18 protein-coding genes are annotated in these 19,577 nt (G+C 62.2%); 15 read left to right on the top strand and 3 right to left on the bottom strand.

Features of this window, described 5'->3' with window-relative positions; all coding sequences use genetic code 11:
- Positions 1–3: 3 nt before the first annotated feature.
- From ASC96_RS26505 to ASC96_RS26475, 7 genes are all read left to right on the top strand, one after another.
- A complete protein-coding gene (locus ASC96_RS26505) occupies positions 4–996 on the top strand; it encodes an ABC transporter permease (RefSeq protein ID WP_112834580.1) in 993 nt (330 codons plus the stop codon).
- Position 997: 1 nt separating this feature from the next.
- A complete protein-coding gene (locus ASC96_RS26500; RefSeq protein WP_060506024.1) occupies positions 998–2,014 on the top strand; it encodes a sugar-binding transcriptional regulator in 1,017 nt (338 codons plus the stop codon).
- Positions 2,011–3,006, top strand: a complete 996-nt coding sequence (locus ASC96_RS26495; protein ID WP_060506023.1) for an aldo/keto reductase — start codon at positions 2,011–2,013, stop codon at positions 3,004–3,006. Before ASC96_RS26500 ends, ASC96_RS26495 begins: the two co-directional genes overlap by 4 nt.
- 12 nt (positions 3,007–3,018) lie before the next feature.
- Positions 3,019–4,767 carry a glycerol-3-phosphate dehydrogenase/oxidase gene (locus ASC96_RS26490; RefSeq protein WP_060506022.1) on the top strand — a complete coding sequence of 583 codons (1,749 nt, stop codon included), beginning with the start codon at positions 3,019–3,021 and terminating at the stop codon, positions 4,765–4,767.
- Positions 4,740–5,582: a class I fructose-bisphosphate aldolase gene (locus ASC96_RS26485; RefSeq protein WP_060506021.1), complete on the top strand. Its 843-nt coding sequence runs from the start codon at positions 4,740–4,742 to the stop codon at positions 5,580–5,582. The genes ASC96_RS26490 and ASC96_RS26485 overlap by 28 nt, the downstream gene beginning before the upstream one ends.
- A gap of 198 nt (positions 5,583–5,780) precedes the next feature.
- Positions 5,781–7,310, top strand: a complete 1,530-nt coding sequence (locus ASC96_RS26480) for an FGGY-family carbohydrate kinase (protein ID WP_060506020.1) — start codon at positions 5,781–5,783, stop codon at positions 7,308–7,310.
- Positions 7,307–8,932 (top strand): GMC family oxidoreductase, encoded by a 1,626-nt coding sequence (locus tag ASC96_RS26475; RefSeq protein WP_060506019.1) that lies wholly within the window; start codon positions 7,307–7,309, stop codon positions 8,930–8,932. Before ASC96_RS26480 ends, ASC96_RS26475 begins: the two co-directional genes overlap by 4 nt.
- 74 nt (positions 8,933–9,006) lie before the next feature.
- Here the strand turns inward: ASC96_RS26475 and ASC96_RS26470 are convergent, their stop codons facing one another.
- Positions 9,007–9,657: a TetR family transcriptional regulator gene (locus ASC96_RS26470; RefSeq protein WP_060506098.1), complete on the bottom strand. Its 651-nt coding sequence runs from the start codon at positions 9,655–9,657 to the stop codon at positions 9,007–9,009.
- A gap of 111 nt (positions 9,658–9,768) precedes the next feature.
- On the opposite strand from ASC96_RS26470, the gene ASC96_RS26465 reads away from it, so the two are divergent.
- Entirely contained in the window at positions 9,769–10,608 is an 840-nt protein-coding gene (locus ASC96_RS26465) for an NAD(P)H-binding protein (RefSeq protein ID WP_060506018.1), read from the top strand.
- Positions 10,608–11,090, top strand: coding sequence for an anthrone oxygenase family protein (locus tag ASC96_RS26460; RefSeq protein WP_060506097.1), 483 nt, complete (start codon positions 10,608–10,610; stop codon positions 11,088–11,090). The genes ASC96_RS26465 and ASC96_RS26460 overlap by 1 nt, the downstream gene beginning before the upstream one ends.
- 40 nt (positions 11,091–11,130) lie before the next feature.
- Here ASC96_RS26460 and ASC96_RS26455 read toward each other — a convergent pair whose 3' ends face one another.
- Both ASC96_RS26455 and ASC96_RS26450 read right to left on the bottom strand, forming a co-directional pair.
- Positions 11,131–11,784 (bottom strand): VIT1/CCC1 transporter family protein, encoded by a 654-nt coding sequence (locus ASC96_RS26455; protein WP_060506017.1) that lies wholly within the window; start codon positions 11,782–11,784, stop codon positions 11,131–11,133.
- A gap of 154 nt (positions 11,785–11,938) precedes the next feature.
- A complete protein-coding gene (locus ASC96_RS26450; RefSeq protein ID WP_060506016.1) occupies positions 11,939–13,165 on the bottom strand; it encodes an ROK family transcriptional regulator in 1,227 nt (408 codons plus the stop codon).
- Between the two features lie 237 nt (positions 13,166–13,402).
- On the opposite strand from ASC96_RS26450, the gene ASC96_RS26445 reads away from it, so the two are divergent.
- The 6 genes from ASC96_RS26445 (at position 13,403) to ugpC (ending at position 19,514) form a co-directional block, all read left to right on the top strand.
- Positions 13,403–14,641 (top strand): extracellular solute-binding protein, encoded by a 1,239-nt coding sequence (locus tag ASC96_RS26445; protein WP_060506015.1) that lies wholly within the window; start codon positions 13,403–13,405, stop codon positions 14,639–14,641.
- A gap of 114 nt (positions 14,642–14,755) precedes the next feature.
- Complete coding sequence (locus ASC96_RS26440; RefSeq protein WP_060506014.1) at positions 14,756–15,640, top strand: sugar ABC transporter permease; 885 nt, start codon at positions 14,756–14,758, stop codon at positions 15,638–15,640.
- Positions 15,640–16,485, top strand: coding sequence for a carbohydrate ABC transporter permease (locus ASC96_RS26435; protein ID WP_060506013.1), 846 nt, complete (start codon positions 15,640–15,642; stop codon positions 16,483–16,485). The genes ASC96_RS26440 and ASC96_RS26435 overlap by 1 nt, the downstream gene beginning before the upstream one ends.
- Positions 16,482–17,504, top strand: coding sequence for an SIS domain-containing protein (locus ASC96_RS26430; RefSeq protein WP_060506012.1), 1,023 nt, complete (start codon positions 16,482–16,484; stop codon positions 17,502–17,504). Before ASC96_RS26435 ends, ASC96_RS26430 begins: the two co-directional genes overlap by 4 nt.
- A gap of 1 nt (position 17,505) precedes the next feature.
- Complete coding sequence (locus ASC96_RS26425; RefSeq protein WP_060506011.1) at positions 17,506–18,438, top strand: PfkB family carbohydrate kinase; 933 nt, start codon at positions 17,506–17,508, stop codon at positions 18,436–18,438.
- On the top strand, positions 18,435–19,514 hold the full coding sequence (ugpC, locus tag ASC96_RS26420) for a sn-glycerol-3-phosphate ABC transporter ATP-binding protein UgpC (protein ID WP_060506010.1): 1,080 nt from the start codon (positions 18,435–18,437) through the stop codon (positions 19,512–19,514). Before ASC96_RS26425 ends, ugpC begins: the two co-directional genes overlap by 4 nt.
- Positions 19,515–19,577 lie beyond the last annotated feature (63 nt).

Genomic DNA, 19,577 nt, shown 5'->3' with positions numbered 1-19,577 from the left:
GTCATGGCGGATGCTACATTGGCAACGGCACATCAGGCGCGGGCGCCGGGCTGGAAGCGGCTGGGGACGATGCGCGAGGCAGGACTGATCGCGATCATCCTGGCGCTTTGCATCGCCATGACGTTTGCCTCGCCGCACTTCCTGACGCTCGGCAACTTCCGGGCGATGATGATGTCCTTTTCGGTCGAAGGCATCGTCGTCGTCGGCATGACCATCCTTTTGATCGTCGGCGGCATCGATCTGTCGGTCGGTTCGGTCGTCTGCTTCTCGATGGTGCTGTCGGGATCGCTGTTCCTGATGGGGCTTGATCCGTGGAGTGCATCGCTGATCGGCATCATTGCCAGCGGCCTGATCGGCTGCGTCATGGGCTTCTTCGTCACGGTGGTGGGGCTCAACCATTTCATTACGTCGCTTGCGGCCATGGTGATCGTGCGCGGTATCTGCCTGATCATCACCAAGGGCACGCCGCTGTCGCTGTTTACCTTGCCACCGTCGTTCAAGGCGGTCGGGCAGGGGACGTTCTACGGCATCCCCTATGTCATCCTGATCTTCGTCGCGGTCGTCGTGCTGTTCGATTTCCTGCTGCGCCGGGCAACCGCGTTCCGCAAGGTGTTCTATACCGGCAGCAACGAGAAGGCGGCGCTGTATTCCGGCATCAAGACCAACCAGGTGAAATTCTGGGTCACCGTGCTCTGCGCCACCCTGTCCGGTGTTGCCGGCGTCATATACATGTCGCGCTTCGGTGCCGCGACCCCGACGTTCGGTGTTGGCATGGAACTCAACATCATCGCAGCGGCCGTGATCGGCGGCGCTTCGCTCAACGGTGGCTCCGGCACGATCCTGGGGGCGATCCTCGGCATCGCTCTGCTCTCTGTTGTCACCAGCTCGCTGATCCTGCTCGACGTGTCCGTCTATTGGCAAGACATGATCAAAGGTTGCATTCTGCTCGCCGCTGTTTCAATCGACCATTTCCTGCACAAGCGGAAGGCTGCCTGATATGTCGCCCAATAGGCCGATTGCCAAACTGAAACCCGCCAATGCGCCGCGCGAGGAGATCGTCATTGCGCGGCAGATGCACCAGGCGCTGGTTCTGCATTTCCTCGAAGGGCTGACGCAGGCGCAGATTGCCGATCAGCTCGGCATCTCGCACGCCACCGTCAATCGGCTGATCAAGCGCGGCCGCCAGCTGGGCCTCGTCGAAATCAAGATCAAGTCGCCGGTCGAGCCGCTGGTCGATATGGAAGAACAGCTGCTGGCGCTCGGCGGTATCGGCCGCGCCGTGGTGGTGCCGACGGTGTCGGACAATCCGCAGACAGCGCTGCAGGCGGTCGGCGAGGCGGCGGCCCGGCTGCTTTTGGAAGAGATTATCGATGGCGATACGATCTGTATTACCGGTGGCAAGGGCGTCAGCGCCGTCGTTGCCGGATTGCAAGCGCAGCGCCGCTTTGATGTCGAGGTGATCCCCGCGACCGGTTGCGTCCAGGGCAAACATTACACCGACGTCAACCACGTCTCGACGATGATGGCCGACCGGCTGGGCGGGCGTTCCTACCAGATCCATGCGCCGCTGTTTGCCGATAGTGCGGCCGAGCGCGGCATGCTGATCAACATGCGCTCCGTTGCCGACGTGTTCAAGCGGGCCCGCGAGGCGAAGATCGCCGTGGTCGGCATCGGCTCGATCCTGTCGGACGACTCGAGTTACTACGACCTGCATCCGTCTTCGAGCACCGACCGCGCGGCCATCGAGCGTTCCGGCGCATCGTGCGAACTGCTGGCGCATCTGCTCGACGATCAGGGGCAGGTTTGTGACTACAGCCTCAACCGGTCGCTGGTGTCGCTGACACTGCCGGAATTTGCCTCGATCCCCACCAAGATCGGCGTGGCGAGCGGACCAAACAAGGCAGGACCGATCCTCAGTGTTCTGAGAGGCAATCATCTCGATACGCTGGTGACGGACGAAGCGACCGGTGCGCGCGTGCTGGCATTGGCGAATTGCGAAGGAAAATGGGCATGAGCGGACAACAGTTGACACGCGAGATCGGTGCATCCGGCGTTTCCGCCTCGGCGGTCGGGCTCGGCACATGGGCGATCGGCGGCTGGATGTGGGGCGGGACGGACGAGGCGGAATCCATCGCCGCAATCCAGGCTTCGCTCGATGCCGGCGTAACGCTGATCGATACGGCGCCGGCCTACGGGCTTGGCCGTTCGGAGGAGATCGTCGGCAAGGCCTTGGCTGGCCGCCGCGACAAGGCCGTCATCGCCACCAAATGCGGTCTTGTCTGGCACACGCAGAAAGGCCGCCACTTCTTCGATCAGGACGGCAAGCCGGTTCATCGCTATCTCGGCCGGGACGCAATCCTGCACGAGGTCGAGGAGAGCCTGAAGCGGCTCGGAACCGACTATATCGATCTCTACATCACCCACTGGCAAGACCCGACGACGCCGGTCGAAGAGACCATGCGGGCGCTGGAAGACCTGCGCGCCTCCGGCAAGATCCGCGCCATCGGGGCGAGCAATGTCAGCCGCGATGATCTCAATGCCTATATTGCGGTGGGTGGTCTCGATGCGATCCAGGAACGGTTCAGCATGATCGATCGGGAGATCGAGGTGGATCTTCTGCCAATGACCAAGGCCAACGGCATCGCGACGCTCAGCTATTCGTCGCTGGCGCTCGGGCTTCTGTCGGGCACGATCGGTCCGGACCGGGTGTTTTCCGGCGACGACCAGCGCAAGGATAATCCCCGCTTTTCAGTCGAGAATCGGAAGAAGGCAGCGGCTCTGGCCGACGCCATCCGGCCGGTTGCGGAAAAGCATGAGGCCAGCATCGCCCAGACCGTGATTGCCTGGACACTGGCGCAGCCTGGCGTGACCTTCGCGCTGTGCGGCGCGCGCAATCCGGCGCAGGCGATCGACAACGCGCGGGCAGGCACCATCCGGCTCGACGCGGCCGATCTCGCGGCCATCGATACGGCGATAGCGGCGAAACTGACTGATATGGACAGGTAGCGGATCGCCATCATGAAACGTGAAGAAATATTGGACGGGCTCCGCCAGAGCCCGAAGGTGGACGTGTGTGTCATCGGCGGCGGCATCAACGGCATCAGCGTCTTTCGGGAACTGGCGCTGCAGGGGCTGAACGTGCTGCTCGTCGAAAAGCATGATTACTGCTCGGGTGCCAGTGCCGCGCTGTCGCGCATGGTGCATGGCGGGCTTCGCTATCTGGAAAATGGCGAGTTCAAGCTGGTGCAGGAATCGCTCGCCGAACGGGACCGGCTGTTGCGCAACGCGCCGCATTACGTGGCGCCGCTACCGACGACGGTGCCGGTCTTCGATATCTTTTCCGGTCTCGGCAATGGTCTCGTCCGGTTTCTGGGTTTGAGCCGCAGCCCGAGCCGCAGGGGCGCCATTGCCATCAAGGCAGGTCTCAGTATCTATGATTTCCTGACACGCAAGCGGGCGATGATGCCGCGCCATCAGTTTCGCGGACGGCGTTCGACGCTCAGCAAATGGCCAGCCCTTCATCCGGGCATCAAGAGTTCTGCCACCTATTTCGACGCCTGGGTCAGTCATCCGGAACGGCTTGGCATGGAACTGTTGCAGGACGGTCTTTTGGCGGCACCCGGGGCCAAGGCGCTGAACTATGCGGAGCTGCGCCGCACGGAAGACGGCCGGTATCGCGTGGAAGACCAGATTGGCGGTGCATCCGTTGCCGTTGAACCGGCGCTGATCATCAATGCCACTGGTGGCTGGATCGATATCGCCAACCAAGGCCTGTTTTCGCCGGACGCGCTCCCCGCACCGCTGATGGGCGGCACCAAGGGATCGCATCTGATCATCGACAATGACGCGCTGCGCGGCGCGCTCGCCGATCACATGATCTATTACGAAAATGAGGACGGGCGGATTTGCATCCTGTTTCCCTATCTCGGCAAGGTGCTGGTCGGGTCCACCGATATCCGCGTCGATGATCCGGAAACCGTGCGCTGCGAAGCCGACGAGCGCGATTACATCCTGCAATCGCTCGCCTTCGTCTTGCCGGATATCAAGATCAGGCCGGAGGAGATCGTCTTCCAGTTTGCCGGTGTGCGGCCGCTGCCTGCCAGCACCGATAGCTTTACCGGCCGCATTCCGCGCGATCATTTCTGCACGGTCGTGGAGCCGAAGGATGGTGGTCCGCCGGTGCTGTGCATGATTGGCGGCAAGTGGACGACGTTCCGGTCGTTCGGGGAGATGGCCGCCGATATGGCGCTCGAACGGCTAGGCAAACGCCGCCGTGTTTCGACAACCGACCGGCCAATCGGCGGCGGGCGGGCCTTTCCGGCCAATGCGCCGGTCTGGCTTGCGAACACTGCCACGGCCAAGGGGCTTTCCGGAGCGCGCATGGCCGAGCTGTTTGCCCGTTATGGCACCGATGCCGAGGCCGTTGCAGCCTTCATTGCGGCAGGCCCCGACGCAGCGCTGCCGCACGCCGGTTATTCGGTACGCGAATTGCAGTTCCTGATCCGCGGCGAAGCGGTCGAGCATCTTGACGATCTGCTGTTGCGCCGGACGGCGCTGGCGATTTCGGGCGAACTGTCGCTGGATATGGCCGATGCGGTGCTGGATCTGCTGGCGCAGGAAAAACACTGGACACCGGCGCAGCGCGCTCAGGAGCGCAGCCGTTTTCTCACCCTTCTCAACGGGCGCCATGGCGTCGATGAAGATATGCTTTCCGCAAGGAACGAACCAAGGAGCACAGAATGCGAAACAACAGCAAAGTCCGGATGAACCGGCTGTTCGGCAATGGCCGCTGCCTCGACGTGGCGATAGACCACGGCGTATGCAACGAGCCGTCTTTCCTCGATGGACTGGAAAACATCGAAGCGGTCGTCAAGGCGCTGGTGTCTGCCGGGCCGGATGCGATCCAGATGAACTACGGCCAGGCGGACCTGCTGCAGGATATCCCTGGCAAGGACAAGCCGGCACTGGTGATGCGCATCGACATGGGCAACCCCTATAACCGCATCCGCCACCGCGACATGTGGGCGGTGTTGCAGAACGAGGCCGAGCCGCTGATCGGCGCGCTCGAGATGGATGCCGCCTGCGTCGTCGTCAACCTGTTCATGCTGCCGGACGAGCCGGACCTGTTCCGCCAGTGCGTGCAGAATATTTCCCGCGTGCGGGCCGATTGCGACAAGTATGGCATGCCGCTGATGATCGAGCCGCTGGTGATGCAGCCGGTCACGGAAAAAGGCGGCTACATGGTGGATGGCGATGCCGACAAGATCGTCACGCTGACGCGTCTTGCCCGCGAGATGGGTGCCGATATCGTCAAGGCGGACCCGACCGACAATGCCGCGGATTTCCACCGGGTGGTGGAGGCGGCGCGCTGCCCGGTTCTGGTACGTGGCGGCGGCAAGGAGGATTTGCGGGCTGTGTTCGATAAATCGGCGGCCTTGATGCAGCAGGGCGCCATGGGCATGGTCTATGGGCGCAACATCTATCAGCATGCCAATCCGAGTGCCGTGGTGCGCGGACTGATGGCGATCATTCATGAGAATGCCAGCGGCGAACAGGCGTTTGCGCGTTATCAGCAGGGGTAAGGAGCAGGTTCTTTCTTCTCCCCAACGGGGAGAAGTGCCGAGCTTAGCGAGGCGATGAGGGGGCGGCGAGTTCAGAGCCTGCCGCCCCCTCATCCGGCCCTTCGGGCTACCTTCTCCCCGTTGGGGAGAAGAGGAAGTAAGGCCTGTGTTTTCGGCCCGATCCGCGCAAAACTGTCAGAGCCTTGGGAGGGGTTTAGAATGAAAGACTATCTTTTGGGGCTCGACGCCGGAAACACCGTGATCAAGGCGGTGATTTTTGACCGGGCGGGCAACGAAATCGCGGCCGCTGCCGAGGAAGGCCATAGCCGCATGCCGCACCCGGGCCATGTCGAGCGCGGTCTCGATGAACTGTGGACCAATGCGCGGCAGGTTATTCGCGCCTGCATTGAGAGAGCGAAGATCCAGCCCGAGGAAATTGCCGCGATCGGTTGCGCCGGGCATGGCAACGGTCTCTATGCGCTCGATCGCGATGGCGCACCGCTCATCGGCATCCAGTCGCTCGACACACGGGCGTCCGGCCTGGTCGACGAATGGCGTGGAACTGGCGTCGGCGAGCGGACCTATCCGATTGCCCGCCAGCGTCCCTGGCCGTCGCAGACGCCGACCTTGCTCGCCTGGCTGAAGCGCCACCGGCCGGAGCAGTTCAGCCGTATCGGCACTGTGTTCTTCTCCAAGGATTTCATCGTCAACCGCCTGACTGGCGAGCGGGTCAGCGAGGTTTCCGACATGTCCGGCGCGGGGCTGCTTGATCTTGCCGAACGCCGCTACGACAAGGCGTTGATGGAGGCCTATGGCCTCGGCGATTGCATGGACCTTCTGCCGCCGCTGATCGAAAGTGCCGATATTGCCGGCATGGTAACGGAAGAGGTGGCGAGCCAGACCGGTCTTGCCGCCGGCACGCCGGTGGTGGGCGGGCTGTTCGACGTGGTCGCCTCGGCGCTCGGGTCGGGCGTCACGCGCACCGGCAGCGCCTCTATCATCGCCGGGACCTGGAGCATCAACCAGGTGATCATCGACGGTCCCGATCTCGATGGGCCGGTCTTCATGTCCTCCACTTTCGACCGTGGCCGGTACATGGCGATGGAAAACAGCGCTACTTCGGCCGCCAATCTCGAATGGCTGGTCAGGGAGTTCTTTGAAGGCGAGCATGCGGACGGCGTTTCGCCCTTTGATGCAGCTTGCGCGCTGGCCGGAGCAGTCGAGCCCACGGCCGACGATCCGCTTTACCATCCCTATCTTTACGGCGCCCAGCAGGACGGCCATGCGCGGGCCGGTTTCTACGGCATCGCCGGCTGGCACACCAAGGGGCATCTCGTACGGGCGCTGCTGGAAGGCGTTGCCTTCGGTCATCGCCAGCATATCGAGACGATCCGCAAGGCCGGTGCCGTGTTCAACGAGGCTGTCCTTTCCGGTGGCGGGTCGCGCAGCCTGATCTGGCCGCAGATCTTCGCCGATGTGCTCGGCGTTCCCGTCACCGTTGCCCGCTCGCGCGAAACCGGTGCATTGGGAGCTGCGATCGCCGCTGGAACCGGCGTCGGTATCTTTGAGGATTTCGGTGCGGGTGCCGCAGCCATGGTGCGCACCGAGCGGCATTATCGTCCGAACGTCTCGCTTGATGCACATTATGCCCGGCGCTACGCTCTCTATACCGATATTGCCGAGGCGATGGGGCCGCTCTGGCGGCGTCTGACAGCGGTTGAGCCGGTTGTTGCTGGAGTGGCGGCGTGAACATGCATGTGAATGACCAGACCTTGGATGCGGGAACCTACGACTTCATCGTCGTTGGGGCTGGATCGGCGGGATGCGTGCTGGCCAACCGGCTTTCTGCAGATTCGAAAAACCGCGTGCTTTTGCTCGAGGCTGGCGGCAGCGACCGGTATCACTGGGTGCATGTGCCGATCGGCTATCTCTACTGCATGGGCAATCCGCGCACCGACTGGATGATGAAGACGGCGGCCGAGGCTGGGCTGAACGGCCGTTCCTTGCCTTATCCGCGTGGAAAGGTGCTCGGCGGCTGCTCGTCGATCAACGGTATGATTTATATGCGCGGCCAGGCGGCCGACTATGACGGCTGGCGGCAGGCAGGCAATACCGGCTGGGGCTGGGACGATGTGCTGCCCTATTTCCTCAAATCCGAGGACAATTATCGCGGCAAGTCGCGGATGCACGGGGCGGGTGGCGAATGGCGGGTGGAAAAACAGCGGCTGTCCTGGCCGATCCTTGATGCCTTCCGGGATGCGGCTGAAGAACTCGGCATTCCGAAAACCGACGATTTCAACGATGGCGACAACGAGGGTTCCGGCTATTTCGAGGTCAACCAGCGCGGCGGCCTGCGCTGGAACACCACCAAGGCTTTCCTGCGCCCGGCGATGAAGCGGGCCAATCTGCGGGTGCTGACCGGGGCGGAAACCGAGCGGCTGGAGTTCGACGGCAGAATGGTGACCGGCGTGCGGTTCCGGATGAACGGGCAGGCGCATGTTGCCCGCGCCAGCCGCGAGGTCATCCTGTCGGCCGGTGCAATCAATTCGCCGAAGATTCTGGAGCTTTCCGGGGTCGGCAGGGCGGATGTGCTGGCGTCCGCTGGCATCGGTGTTACCCATGATCTTCCGGGTGTCGGCGAAAACCTGCAGGATCATCTGCAGATCCGCACGGTGTTCCGCATCGAGGGCGCCAAGACGCTGAACCAGCTCTACCACAACCTGTTCACCCGGGCGGGCATGGGGCTCGAATACATGTTGCGCCGCTCCGGGCCGCTGTCGATGGCGCCGAGCCAGCTTGGCATTTTTGCGAAGAGCGATCCGGCGGTGGCTACGGCCGATCTCGAATACCATGTGCAGCCGCTGAGCACCGACCGGCTGGGCGAACCGCTGCACAAGTATCCGGCCGTCACCGTATCGGTCTGCAACCTGCGGCCGGAAAGCCGGGGGACCGTGCATGTCGCCGGGCCTGATCTTTCCGTCGCTCCGGAAATCCGCCCGAACTACCTTTCGACGGCCGGGGACCGGATTGTTGCGACCAATTCCATCCGCCATGCACGGCGCTTGATGGAAGCCGGTGCCATCGCCAAATACCGGCCGCAGGAAATGCTTCCGGGTACGCAGTATCAGAGCGAAGAGGACCTGATCCGCCGTGTCGGCGATATCGCCACGACGATCTTCCATCCGGTCGGCACCTGCAAGATGGGCAGCGATCCGCTGGCGGTGGTCGATCTGCAATTGCGGGTGCATGGCCTCTCAAAACTGCGGGTGGTCGATGCCTCGATCATGCCTTCGATCGTTTCGGGCAACACCAATTCGCCCGTCATCATGATCGCGGAAAAGGCGGCGGAGCTGATTGCCTCGGCTCGATAGGCATCCGATACGGCGAGCGACGAGTGGCTCTGCCTGAGCGGCAAGCCTGCTGGCAAACCTGATGCGCCGGGATTTCACGGCGTATCGGGGGCGTCAGCAAAGCTCCGATAGGCCATGCGCTTATAGGCTTCGATGAGGGCGCGGCCTTCCGGCTCGCCGGTCGAGATCGCCAGCCGCATGACGCACTCGCAAAAATACATCACCAGCAAGGCCGACGCCTGAAGCTTGTCCACGTTCTCGCCCGGCAGCGCGCGCTTCAGCGCCCTGGTGAGAAGGATGGCATTCTGCCGGCTGGCCTCAAGCTCGATCTCGCGCAATGCCTTGTCCGCCTGCATTGCCGACCAGATGTCGCGGATCACCGGCTCGGCCAGGAATATCCCGTAATACTCATCGATCAGCGCCGAAAAGGCCCGTTGCAGGTCTGCCATCGTCCTTACATCGGCGAGGCCATCGGTGATGCAGGTGCGCGAGATAGCATTGTAACGCTCGGCCAGCGTCCGGATGATCGCCGCCTTGTCGGGAAAATACTGATAGAGCGAACCGATCGAAATGCCGCTCAGCTCGGCCACTTCGCTCATCCGCATCGTGTCGCTGCCACGCTCGGCAATCAGCCGTGAGGCACTCGACAGAATAAGCTCGACCCGTTCGCGGCTGCGCTTTTGCGTCGGCGATTTGCGCATTGCCCCTTCGTCTTCCGGTGCCGGCGAGGGGGCTGTCTGGTCCAGGGCCAAGGGTCATCCTTTCGATATTTCGCTTGACGATCAAAATACGAGGGTTTATCACATTTAGCAAATGTGAGGATTGCTCATATTGTTGAGGCCAAAGGGAGCAGGTTGATGAGCGCAGAAGCAAGCGGAACGATTGTGATCCTGGGCGGTGGCGGCAAGACCGGGCGGCGGGTGGCGGAGCGCCTGGCGGCAAAGGGCAAGGACGTGCGGCTTGCGTCGCGCTCGACCGCTCCGGCATTCGACTGGACCGATCCTTCGGGCTGGGCGGCTGCGCTCGACGGTGCCGATGCCGCCTATGTCAGCTACCAGCCGGACCTTGCTGTTCCAGGTGCCGTCGAGGCGATCGGGACTCTCTGCCGGATGGCGGCCGACAAGGGCGTCAAACATCTGGTCTTGCTGTCTGGACGCGGAGAAGACGAGGCTCTGGCGGCGGAAGAGACGCTGAAACGGTCCGGCGTTGGCTATACCATCATCAGCGCCAGCTGGTTCTTCCAGAATTTCAGCGAGGCTTTCCTGCTCGACGGCATCCAGTCCGGCGAGTTGTTCCTGCCGGTCGGCGCTGTGAAGGAGCCCTTCATCGACGCCGATGATATTGCCGATGTTGCGGTTGCCGCTTTGACGGAGCCGGGGCACACGGGTAAGACCTACGAGGTGACAGGGCCGCAGTTGATGACGTTCGGTGAGGCGGTGGCGGAGATCGCCCGGCAGACGGGCCGCGATATCCGCTTCACTACCGTCGGTATCGATGACTATGCCGCCATGCTGGAACAGGCGCAGATTCCGGCTGATTATATCGGACTGGTGCGGTATCTGTTCACCAGCGTTCTCGATGGCCGCAACGAGAGCCTGACGGACGGTGTCGCCCAGGCGCTTGGCCGTCCGCCGCGTGGTTTTGCCGGTTTCGTGCGTGAAACTGTTGCAACCGGTGTCTGGGAGGAGCCGAAATGATTGCCGCACTTTTTCCCTGGCTGATCTTTTCGGCCGTGATCGGCGCCGGGCTCAATGCCGGCCTGTTCTTCATCTTCTCGGTCTGCATCATGGCGTCGCTGGCGCGGCTGCCGGCCGAGCAGGGCATCGCCGCAATGCAGGCGATCAACGTGGTGATCCTCAATCCATGGTTTCTGCTGGTCTTCATGGGAACGGCGGTTCTGTCGTTGATCCTCGTTGCCGGCGGTTTCATCCATGGCGGGCCGGCGCGGTTCTATCTGATCGCTGGCGGGCTGCTCTTTCTCGCAGGCGTCATCCTGGTGACGATGATCGTCAATGTGCCGATGAACAATGCGCTGGAAGCACTGCAACCGGGCAGCGACGAAGCCGCCCGCCTGTGGGCATCCACCACGCTCGTCGACTGGGTCTGGTGGAACCATGTGCGCACATTGTCGTCGATCGGTGCATTGGGGTGTTTTGTGATGGCTTTCCGCACGGCCTGAACACGTCAGTGCCGTGAGCTAAACTGCCTTTTCGCGCCGTTTATCCGCCGAACGCGATGGTGACGAGCACGAGGACACTGCCGATCGAAGCCATGGCAAAGGCCGTTGGCCAAGGTTTCCGTCCGGTATATCTGCCGATCTGAGCGCCGATGATAAACAGCATGACTAGCGATGTCGCGTTGGACACGCGCATGGCCAAGCGCAATTCGTCGATAAAAAAGAAAGGGATGCTCGGAGGCAGTGTCGAGGCGACGACAAGTCCGAAAATCAGCACAGCAGCCTTGAAATCGCCAAGCGTAACCACTCTGCCGCCTTGTACCTCCGGCTTCGCCCGCATGCATGAGAACAATGCCTCAACCTGGCTGTTGTCGAGGCATGATCCGATCTCATCGGGAAGGTGCTCAAGAAAAACCTGGCGGGCTTCAGGCACAGCATCTTTTCGGATCGATGTCATCAAATGTCGTTTTCTCGCCCGCTCCACTGCGACCGCAAGCACGAACATCACGCTGTCCACGATGCCCCACGCGACATTGCATCCCAGCGCGGCAACCAGCACGCCGCCGACCTGTTCCCCATCGGCTACGGCCGCACTCATCGTTCCGGTAAAGGAAAGCGCCATCAGTAATCCGAAGACAATCTCGGACATCCGGTCGACCGGATCAAGAACAGGCCGGGCACGCTCAACAATCGTCATTGAAAATCCCTTTATCCCGCTTCGAAGAAACTCGTTCTACCGTTCGTGCCTTCGTCATCCACCTGGCGGTGAGACCGATACACTGGCAGGGCTGCTTGACCGCTTCGGGCCGAAAGCTGACCGTCCTTTGGTGCAAGTTCATGCGGCCCGGCCCTCAATCCAGCGCGTTGGCCCGCGTTTTCAGGATCGCCGAAAAACGCGGGTCGAAGGCGCGGCTGATCGGTTCGGCGGCTGCACCGAGCGCCACCGACCAGGGGTCGGTCATGCCCAGTTGCAGGCGGGGTATCGGGCGGCCCGGGCGGTTGGCGTTGGACGGAAGCAGGGGGTGGATGGCCTCCAGAAGTTTGCGGGTCAGCGCTTCCGGCCCGGTTGAGCAGAGAATGACGGTCTGGGGGTCGAAGATTGTCTCGATGATCTGCACCCCCCAGCGCAATTCTTCGGCGGCCGCATCGATCCACGATGCCATCGCAGGATCGCCGGTGTTCACCAGCATGTTCAGGTGTTCTGGCAGTCCGGGATCGGACGGGTCGGCGCCGAGATGCTCGTAGAGCGAGGCAAGCGACGCGCGGTGCTCAAGCGACGTCTGGTCCGGCCGCCGCTGGGTGGGAGGTAACAGCACCATGCCGATTTCACCGGCATTGCCGTTGGTTCCGGCATAGAGTTCACCATTCAGAATAAGGCCGGCGCCAATACCGAAACCGACATACAGACAGACGGCATGATCGATGCCATGGGCAGCACCAACCATGCGCTCGGCAGTGGCGCAGGCGGCGGCGTCGTTCTGGAGTGCCACTTCCAGCCCGGTGCCGGCGGCCAGTGTCTCGAGCAGCGGAAAATTCTGCCAGGCGGCCATCATCCACTGATCGTCGTTGTCGGTCGCCAGCCCGAACGGGCCGGGCATGGCGACGCCAAGGCCGACCAGCCGTTTCTCGGCCTGATCGGCAATGCCAGCCAGTTCGGTACGCACATGTTCGATCAGGTCGAGAATGACCTTGGCGCCATTGGCCGGGCCGCCCGGTGGCAGGTTTGCCTGGGCGCGCACCAGAACGGTGCCAACGAGATCAACCGCGATGGCCCGCGTCACATGCCGGTCGATCTGCAGGCCGATGGCAAAGGCACCGTCCGGCACCAGCCGGTAGGGCGTCGAGGGCTGGCCGCGGCCGTTGCGGACTGCCGCCAGCGAGACCACCAGTCCGTCGCGCTCCAAATCCTCGATGATGTTGGAGACTGTCTGCTTGGTGAGTTTTGTTGCCCGCGCGAGATCGGCACGCGACAACTGCCCGTTCAGTCGCAGCGCGTCGATCATGACGCGGCGGTTATGGGCGCTGGTGCCCTCCTGATTGGTGCCGCTTTTGGCCCGGATCGGTCGCATCTCGTTCATCCCGCGGAACCCTCTTGACACCATTAGAATATTGAACAAGAATTAAGTCAAAGCAATTGACTTAATAAAAAAGAGCCGCAGAGCTTTTCGGGAACAAACGGCATTACGGGACAAGTCCTAGTGGCCGCACAACACTTCGACAAGGCATGCCGGAAGCCGCTTCACGCGGTTTCGCGGAGAGGCGCGCGTTTTGCGGGCCGAGAAGACGACTGTTGTTTAATAATGGAGGGAAAAGACATGTTGAAAGCCAAACGTAATGCGCTCATGGGCGCCGCTCTGGTCGGTGCATTTTTTGCGACCAATGCCTATGCTGAAACCACGCTCAATGCTCTGTTCATGGCGCAGGCCGCCTATAGCGAAGCCGATGTCCGGGCCATGACCGATGCCTTTGCCAAGGCTAATCCGGACGTCAAGGTCAATCTCGAATTCGTGCCTTACGAAGGCCTGCACGACAAGACCGTGTTGGCGCAGGGTTCCGGCGGCGGCTATGACGTCGTGCTGTTCGACGTGATCTGGCCTGCCGAATATGCCAGCAACAAGGTTCTGGTTGATGTGTCCTCGCGCGTCACCGACGACATGAAGAAGAACGTGCTGCCCGGCGCCTGGACGACGGTACAGTATGACGGCGCCTATTATGGCATGCCATGGATCCTTGATACGAAATACCTGTTCTACAACAAGGAAATCCTTGAAAAGGCAGGCATCAAGACGCCGCCGAAGACCTGGGACGAGCTGGCCGAACAGGCCAAGGCCATCAAGGACAAGGGCCTTCTGGCCACCCCGGTCGCCTGGAGCTGGTCGCAGGCGGAAGCTGCGGTCTGCGATTACACGACGCTGGTCAGCGCCTATGGCGGCGACTTCCTGAAGGACGGCAAGCCCAACTTCCAGACCGGTGGCGGCCTTGATGCGCTGAAGTATATGGTGTCGAGCTATTCGTCCGGTATCTCCAATCCGAATTCCAAGGAATTCCTCGAGGAAGACGTCCGCAAGGTGTTTGAAAACGGCGAAGCCGCGTTCGCGCTGAACTGGACCTACATGTACAACCTCGCCAACGCGGGCAAGGACAGCAAGGTGGCAGGCAAGGTCGGCGTCGTTCCGGCTCCGGGCGTTGCCGGCAAGAGCGAGGTTTCGGCCGTCAACGGTTCGATGGGCCTCGGTATCACGGCGACCAGCAAGCATCCGGACGAAGCTTGGAAATACATCACCTTCATGACCTCGCAAGCTGTGCAGAACCAGTATGCCAAGCTCAGCCTGCCGATCTGGGCTTCATCCTATGAAGATGCGTCCGTCAGCAAGGATCAGGAAGAGCTGATTGCGGCTGCCAAGCTGTCGCTGGCCGCCATGTATCCGCGTCCGACGACGCCGAAATACCAGGAGCTTTCGACAGCCCTGCAGCAGGCCATTCAGGAAGCATTGCTTGGCCAGACCAGTCCGGAAGATGCCCTGAAGACTGCCGCCGAGAATAGCGGTCTCTAAGGCGCCGGGGTCACCCCTTCGCCGTGCATCCACCGATCTCCGGGCGGCACCATGTCTGCCGCCCGGCCTTTCGCCCCCCTTGCATCCCATGATATTTTCAGGAAGAGTTGCCCCATGTCCGGGACATCGATGACCACACGTGCATGGCTGCTGATGCTACCGCTGCTCGCCGTCATGATCGCCGTCATCGGCTGGCCGCTCGCCGATACTGTCGGGCTCTCCTTCACCGATGCCAAGCTGGTCGGTACGGCCGGTAATTTCGTCGGCATCGACAATTACGTGAAGACGCTGACCAGCTCCAATTTCCAGCGCACGCTGACGACGACGACGATCTTTGCCGTCATCTCCGTCTTTGCCGAAATGGTTCTCGGCGTTCTGGCGGCACTTCTGCTCAATCAGCAATTTTATGGACGCACCGTCCTGCGTGCGCTGATGATCCTGCCCTGGGCTTTGCCGACCGTCGTCAACGCCACGCTTTGGCGGCTGATCTACAATCCGGAATATGGTGCGCTGAACGCAGCGTTGACCCAGATCGGCATGCTCGATGCCTACCGCTCCTGGCTGGGTGAGCCCGGCACGGCGCTGGCTTCGCTGATCATCGCAGACTGCTGGAAGAATTTTCCGCTGGTGGCGCTGATTGCGCTGGCCGCCCTGCAAGCCGTGCCGCGCGACATCACCGCCGCATCGCTGGTCGATGGCGCCGGCCCCTTTGCCCGTTTCCGCTTCGTCATCCTGCCCTATCTGGCCGGGCCTTTGATCGTGGCGCTGGTGCTTCGAACCATCGAGGCGTTCAAGGTGTTTGACATCATCTGGGTGATGACCCGGGGCGGACCAGCCAACAGCACGCGCACGCTGTCGATCCTCGTCTATCAGGAGGCATTTTCCTTCCAGCGGGCGGGATCCGGTGCCTCGCTGGCGCTGATCGTCACGCTGCTGGTGGCTGTTCTGGCAGCTGTTTATGCCATGCTTGTCCGGCGCACAGCGGGGAGCACGGCATAATGGAACGCAAGAGTTTTCTCTTCTCCTTCTTCATCCATGCCTGCGCTCTCTTGCTTGCGGTCATTATCCTTGCACCGGTTCTGTGGCTGTTCGTCATGAGCATTTCACCGGCCGCTGACTTGACGGCAAAGCCGCTTGTCTGGTGGCCGCAGTCGGTGGACTTCTCACGCTATGCGACGTTGCTTTCCAGCGTTGAAAACAGCGCCGGTGCCGCCTTCGTGGCGTCGCTGACCAACAGCATTCTCGTTGCCGGCATGGCGACCATCGCTGCGCTGGCGCTTGCCATTCCCGCGGCCTGGGCCGTATCGCGCACGCCATCGGTCGGCTGGTCGCTCTATATGGTGATCGCCACCTATATGTTGCCGCCGGTGGCGCTGGCGGTGCCGCTTTATTTCGGCCTTGCGCATCTTGGCCTGCTCAACAGCGTTTTCGGGCTGGCGCTGGTCTATCTGACCATCCTTGCCCCCTTCACCACCTGGCTGATGAAATCCGGCTTCGATGCCATCCCGAGGGAGATCGAGGCGGCGGCGATGATGGACGGGGCAGGGCTGTTTGCAACGCTGCGGATCATCACCCTGCCACTGGCTGCCCCCGTGATGGCGACGTCGGCGCTGTTTGCCTTCCTGCTTGCTTGGGATGAATTCTTCTATGCACTGCTGTTCACCTCCGACCTGCGCGCCAAAACGCTGACCGTTGCCATCGCCGATCTCGCCGGTGGCCGTGTTTCCGATTACGGACTGATCGCAACCGCGGGCGTGCTTGCCGCCCTGCCGCCCGTGGTGATCGGCCTCGTCATGCAACGCGCCCTGATCTCCGGGCTCACCAGCGGCGGCGTCAAGGGATGACCATGACCTCCAACGATTATCGCCCGATCGGACTGCAAGCGATCGATCGCGAAATGGCACGGCAGAATGCCGATGCGATTGCCTCCTTCGAGAGCGCAGGCGAGAGAGCCAAAGTGATCGCCGCGTCACTGCGCGAGACCGGCGGCCTGCTTTTGCTCGGCATGGGCGGGTCGCATGCGGTCAATCGCGCCGTGGAACCGTTATATCGTGCGCTTGGCATTGAGGCGATTGCCGTCACATTGTCCGAACAGCTCGGCATGCCGCTGGCGATCGAAGGCCGCACCGTTTTGATCACCTCGCAGTCCGGCGAGAGTGCTGAGGTCCTGCGCTGGTTTTCAGAAACCGGTGGATCGGAAGATACATTCGGACTGACGCTGGAGGGGACGTCCTTTCTGGCTGGAGCCACGCCCTGCCTTGTCGGTGCCGGTGGTACGGAACTGGCCTTTGCCGCGACACGCAGCCTGACGGTCAGTTTCGCGCTGCATCTGGCAATTCTCGCGGCGCTCGGCGAGGACCCGGCCCCGGCGCTGGCTGTGCTTTCGGCGCCTGTTGAAAATGATGTGACGGCAGCGCTTACGGCTTTTGAAAACATCGGCGCGGTGGTCACTTCGGGGCGCCGCCTGCAGGGGCTGGCGGAAGCGCTGGCGCTTGGGCTGACGGAGCTTTCGCGTTATCCCTGTTTCTCGCTGGAGGGCGGACAGCTTCGGCACGGTCCGATGGAAATGCTGGGTCCGAAGATTGGCGTCGTGCTGTTTCGCGGTGATGACGCAACCGCCGATCTGGTGACGGCGATGGCTGTATCGGCGGTGGAGACAGGCTCTCCGGTTGTTGTTTTCGATGCGTCGGGGCAAGCGCCGGTGGCGGGGACAACGACGCTGAGCTTTGCGCCGGCGACGGGGTTTGCGGCCATCTTCTCGATGCTGCCGGTTGCCCAGCGCTTCATGATCGCCTTTGCCGAGGCCCGCGTCGAGAATGCCGGAACGCCGGTGCGCTCCACCAAGATTACCCGGAGCGAATGACATGCGTCCGCTTGCGGTGATCGGAAACGTCAATGTCGACCTGATCCTTGGACCGGCGGAGCCCTGGCCGAAGGCCGGCACCGAGATCATCGTCGATCACGATGAATTGCGTGTCGGCGGTTCAGCCGGCAATGCGGCCCTTGCCTGGAAGGCGCTCGGGGTCGATTTCGAGATCGCCGCCAATACCGGCACCGACGAGTTTGGCCGCTGGCTACGCGAGTCCTTCGGCTCTCAGGCGGAGAAATGGCCGGTTCGGCCGGAAGGGACGACGCTTTCGGTCGGCATCACCCATCCCGACGGCGAGCGGACGTTTTTCACGACCCGCGGACATCTGCCGCGGTTTTCACTCGACTGCGTGTTTGCAGCCCTTGACGGCGCCCGGCTGTCCGGTGGCTATGCGCTGCTTTGCGGCTCCTTCCTTACCGATGATCTGGCGGCGGATTACCCTTATCTGTTCGATTGGGCCGATACACACGGCATCACGCTGGCGCTCGACACCGGCTGGCCGCTCGACGGGTGGACCGAGAAAAACCGGCAGGCGACGCGCGGATGGCTATCGCGCTGCGGCTGCGCGCTATTGAACGAGGTGGAAACAACCACACTGTCCGGCCTTGCCGACCCCGTTGAAGCTGCCCGTGAACTCAAACGCCATATGCCCAAGGATGCCATTGTCGTCGTCAAGCGCGGTCCGGATGGGGCTCTTGCGATCGGCGCCGATGGTGCGCTGGTGTCTGCACCGGCACCGCCGGTCAAGGTCGTCGATACGATCGGTGCAGGCGATGTCTTCAATGCTGCGTTTCTGGCGGCGCTTGCCGAAGGCCTGCCGCTGCAGGAATGTTTGCAGGCCGGAACCACTGTTGCCTCGCGCGCCATTTCCACGCTTCCCCGCAACTATGGCGGCCCATTGTTGGCCGCGACCGGAGAGACCGCATGAGCGCGCTCGAAATCGAGAATATCCGCAAGACCTACGGCGCGCTGGAGACGCTGAAAGGCATCGACATATCGCTGGAAAGCGGCGAGTTCCTGGTGCTGCTCGGTTCCTCCGGCTGCGGCAAGTCGACCTTGCTCAACATCATTGCCGGTCTTGCAGAGGCATCGGGCGGCGATATCCGGATCGGTGGGCGCTCTATCCTGGGGGTGCATCCGAAGGACCGTGACATCGCCATGGTGTTCCAGTCCTATGCGCTTTATCCGAACCTCACGGTCCATCGCAATATCGGCTTCGGGCTGGAGATGCGCAAGGTTCCGGCCGCGGAGCGGGAAAAGGCGGTGCAGGAAACAGCCAGACTGCTGCAGATCGAAAATCTGCTGGATCGTAAGCCCGGCCAGCTATCCGGTGGCCAGCGTCAGCGTGTGGCGATCGGCCGGGCGCTGGTGCGCAAGCCGCAGGTTTTCCTGTTCGACGAGCCGCTGTCCAACCTCGACGCCAAGCTCAGAATGGAGACGCGCACCGAACTGAAACGGTTGCACCAGATGCTCGGCACGACGATCGTCTACGTTACCCATGACCAGATCGAGGCGATGACGCTGGCGACACGGATCGCTGTCATGCGCAACGGCCGGATCGAACAGCTTGGCACGCCGGAAGAGGTGTATGACCATCCGGCGACGCTCTATGTCGCTGGTTTTGTCGGCTCGCCGCCGATGAACGTGCTGGATGGTGTGGTCACGGGCGAGGGCGTGCAGCTGGACGGATCGGCTACGGTCATCACTCTGCCGGCGCGCTTCAAAAATGCAGCATCAGCCGAGCGGCGCGTCAAGCTGGGTGTCCGTCCGGAAGCGCTTCGCCTGACGGATGATGCGGCGGACAATCCCGTGCTGCAGGTGGAGATCGAGGTTGTCGAGCTGACTGGCCCGGAATTGGTGGTGACGGGTCGGGTCAGTGGACAAAAGGTCACCGCCTGCCTGCCGCCGCGTACCAAGCTGACGGTAGGCATGAAACAGGCCTTTGGGTTCGACGACGACGCTCTGCATCTGTTCGATGCGCAGACGGAACTCGCACTCGGCTGACCGGGCACCCGGTTAGCGCAGTTTGCAAACTACCCGGCAGGGCTGGTTCCCAACGGTGGTGCT

This window comes from Rhizobium sp. Root1204 (genome assembly GCF_001424965.1).
Classification (GTDB): Bacteria; Pseudomonadota; Alphaproteobacteria; order Rhizobiales; family Rhizobiaceae; genus Pararhizobium.
This window is presented reverse-complemented; position numbering and strand designations above follow the sequence as displayed.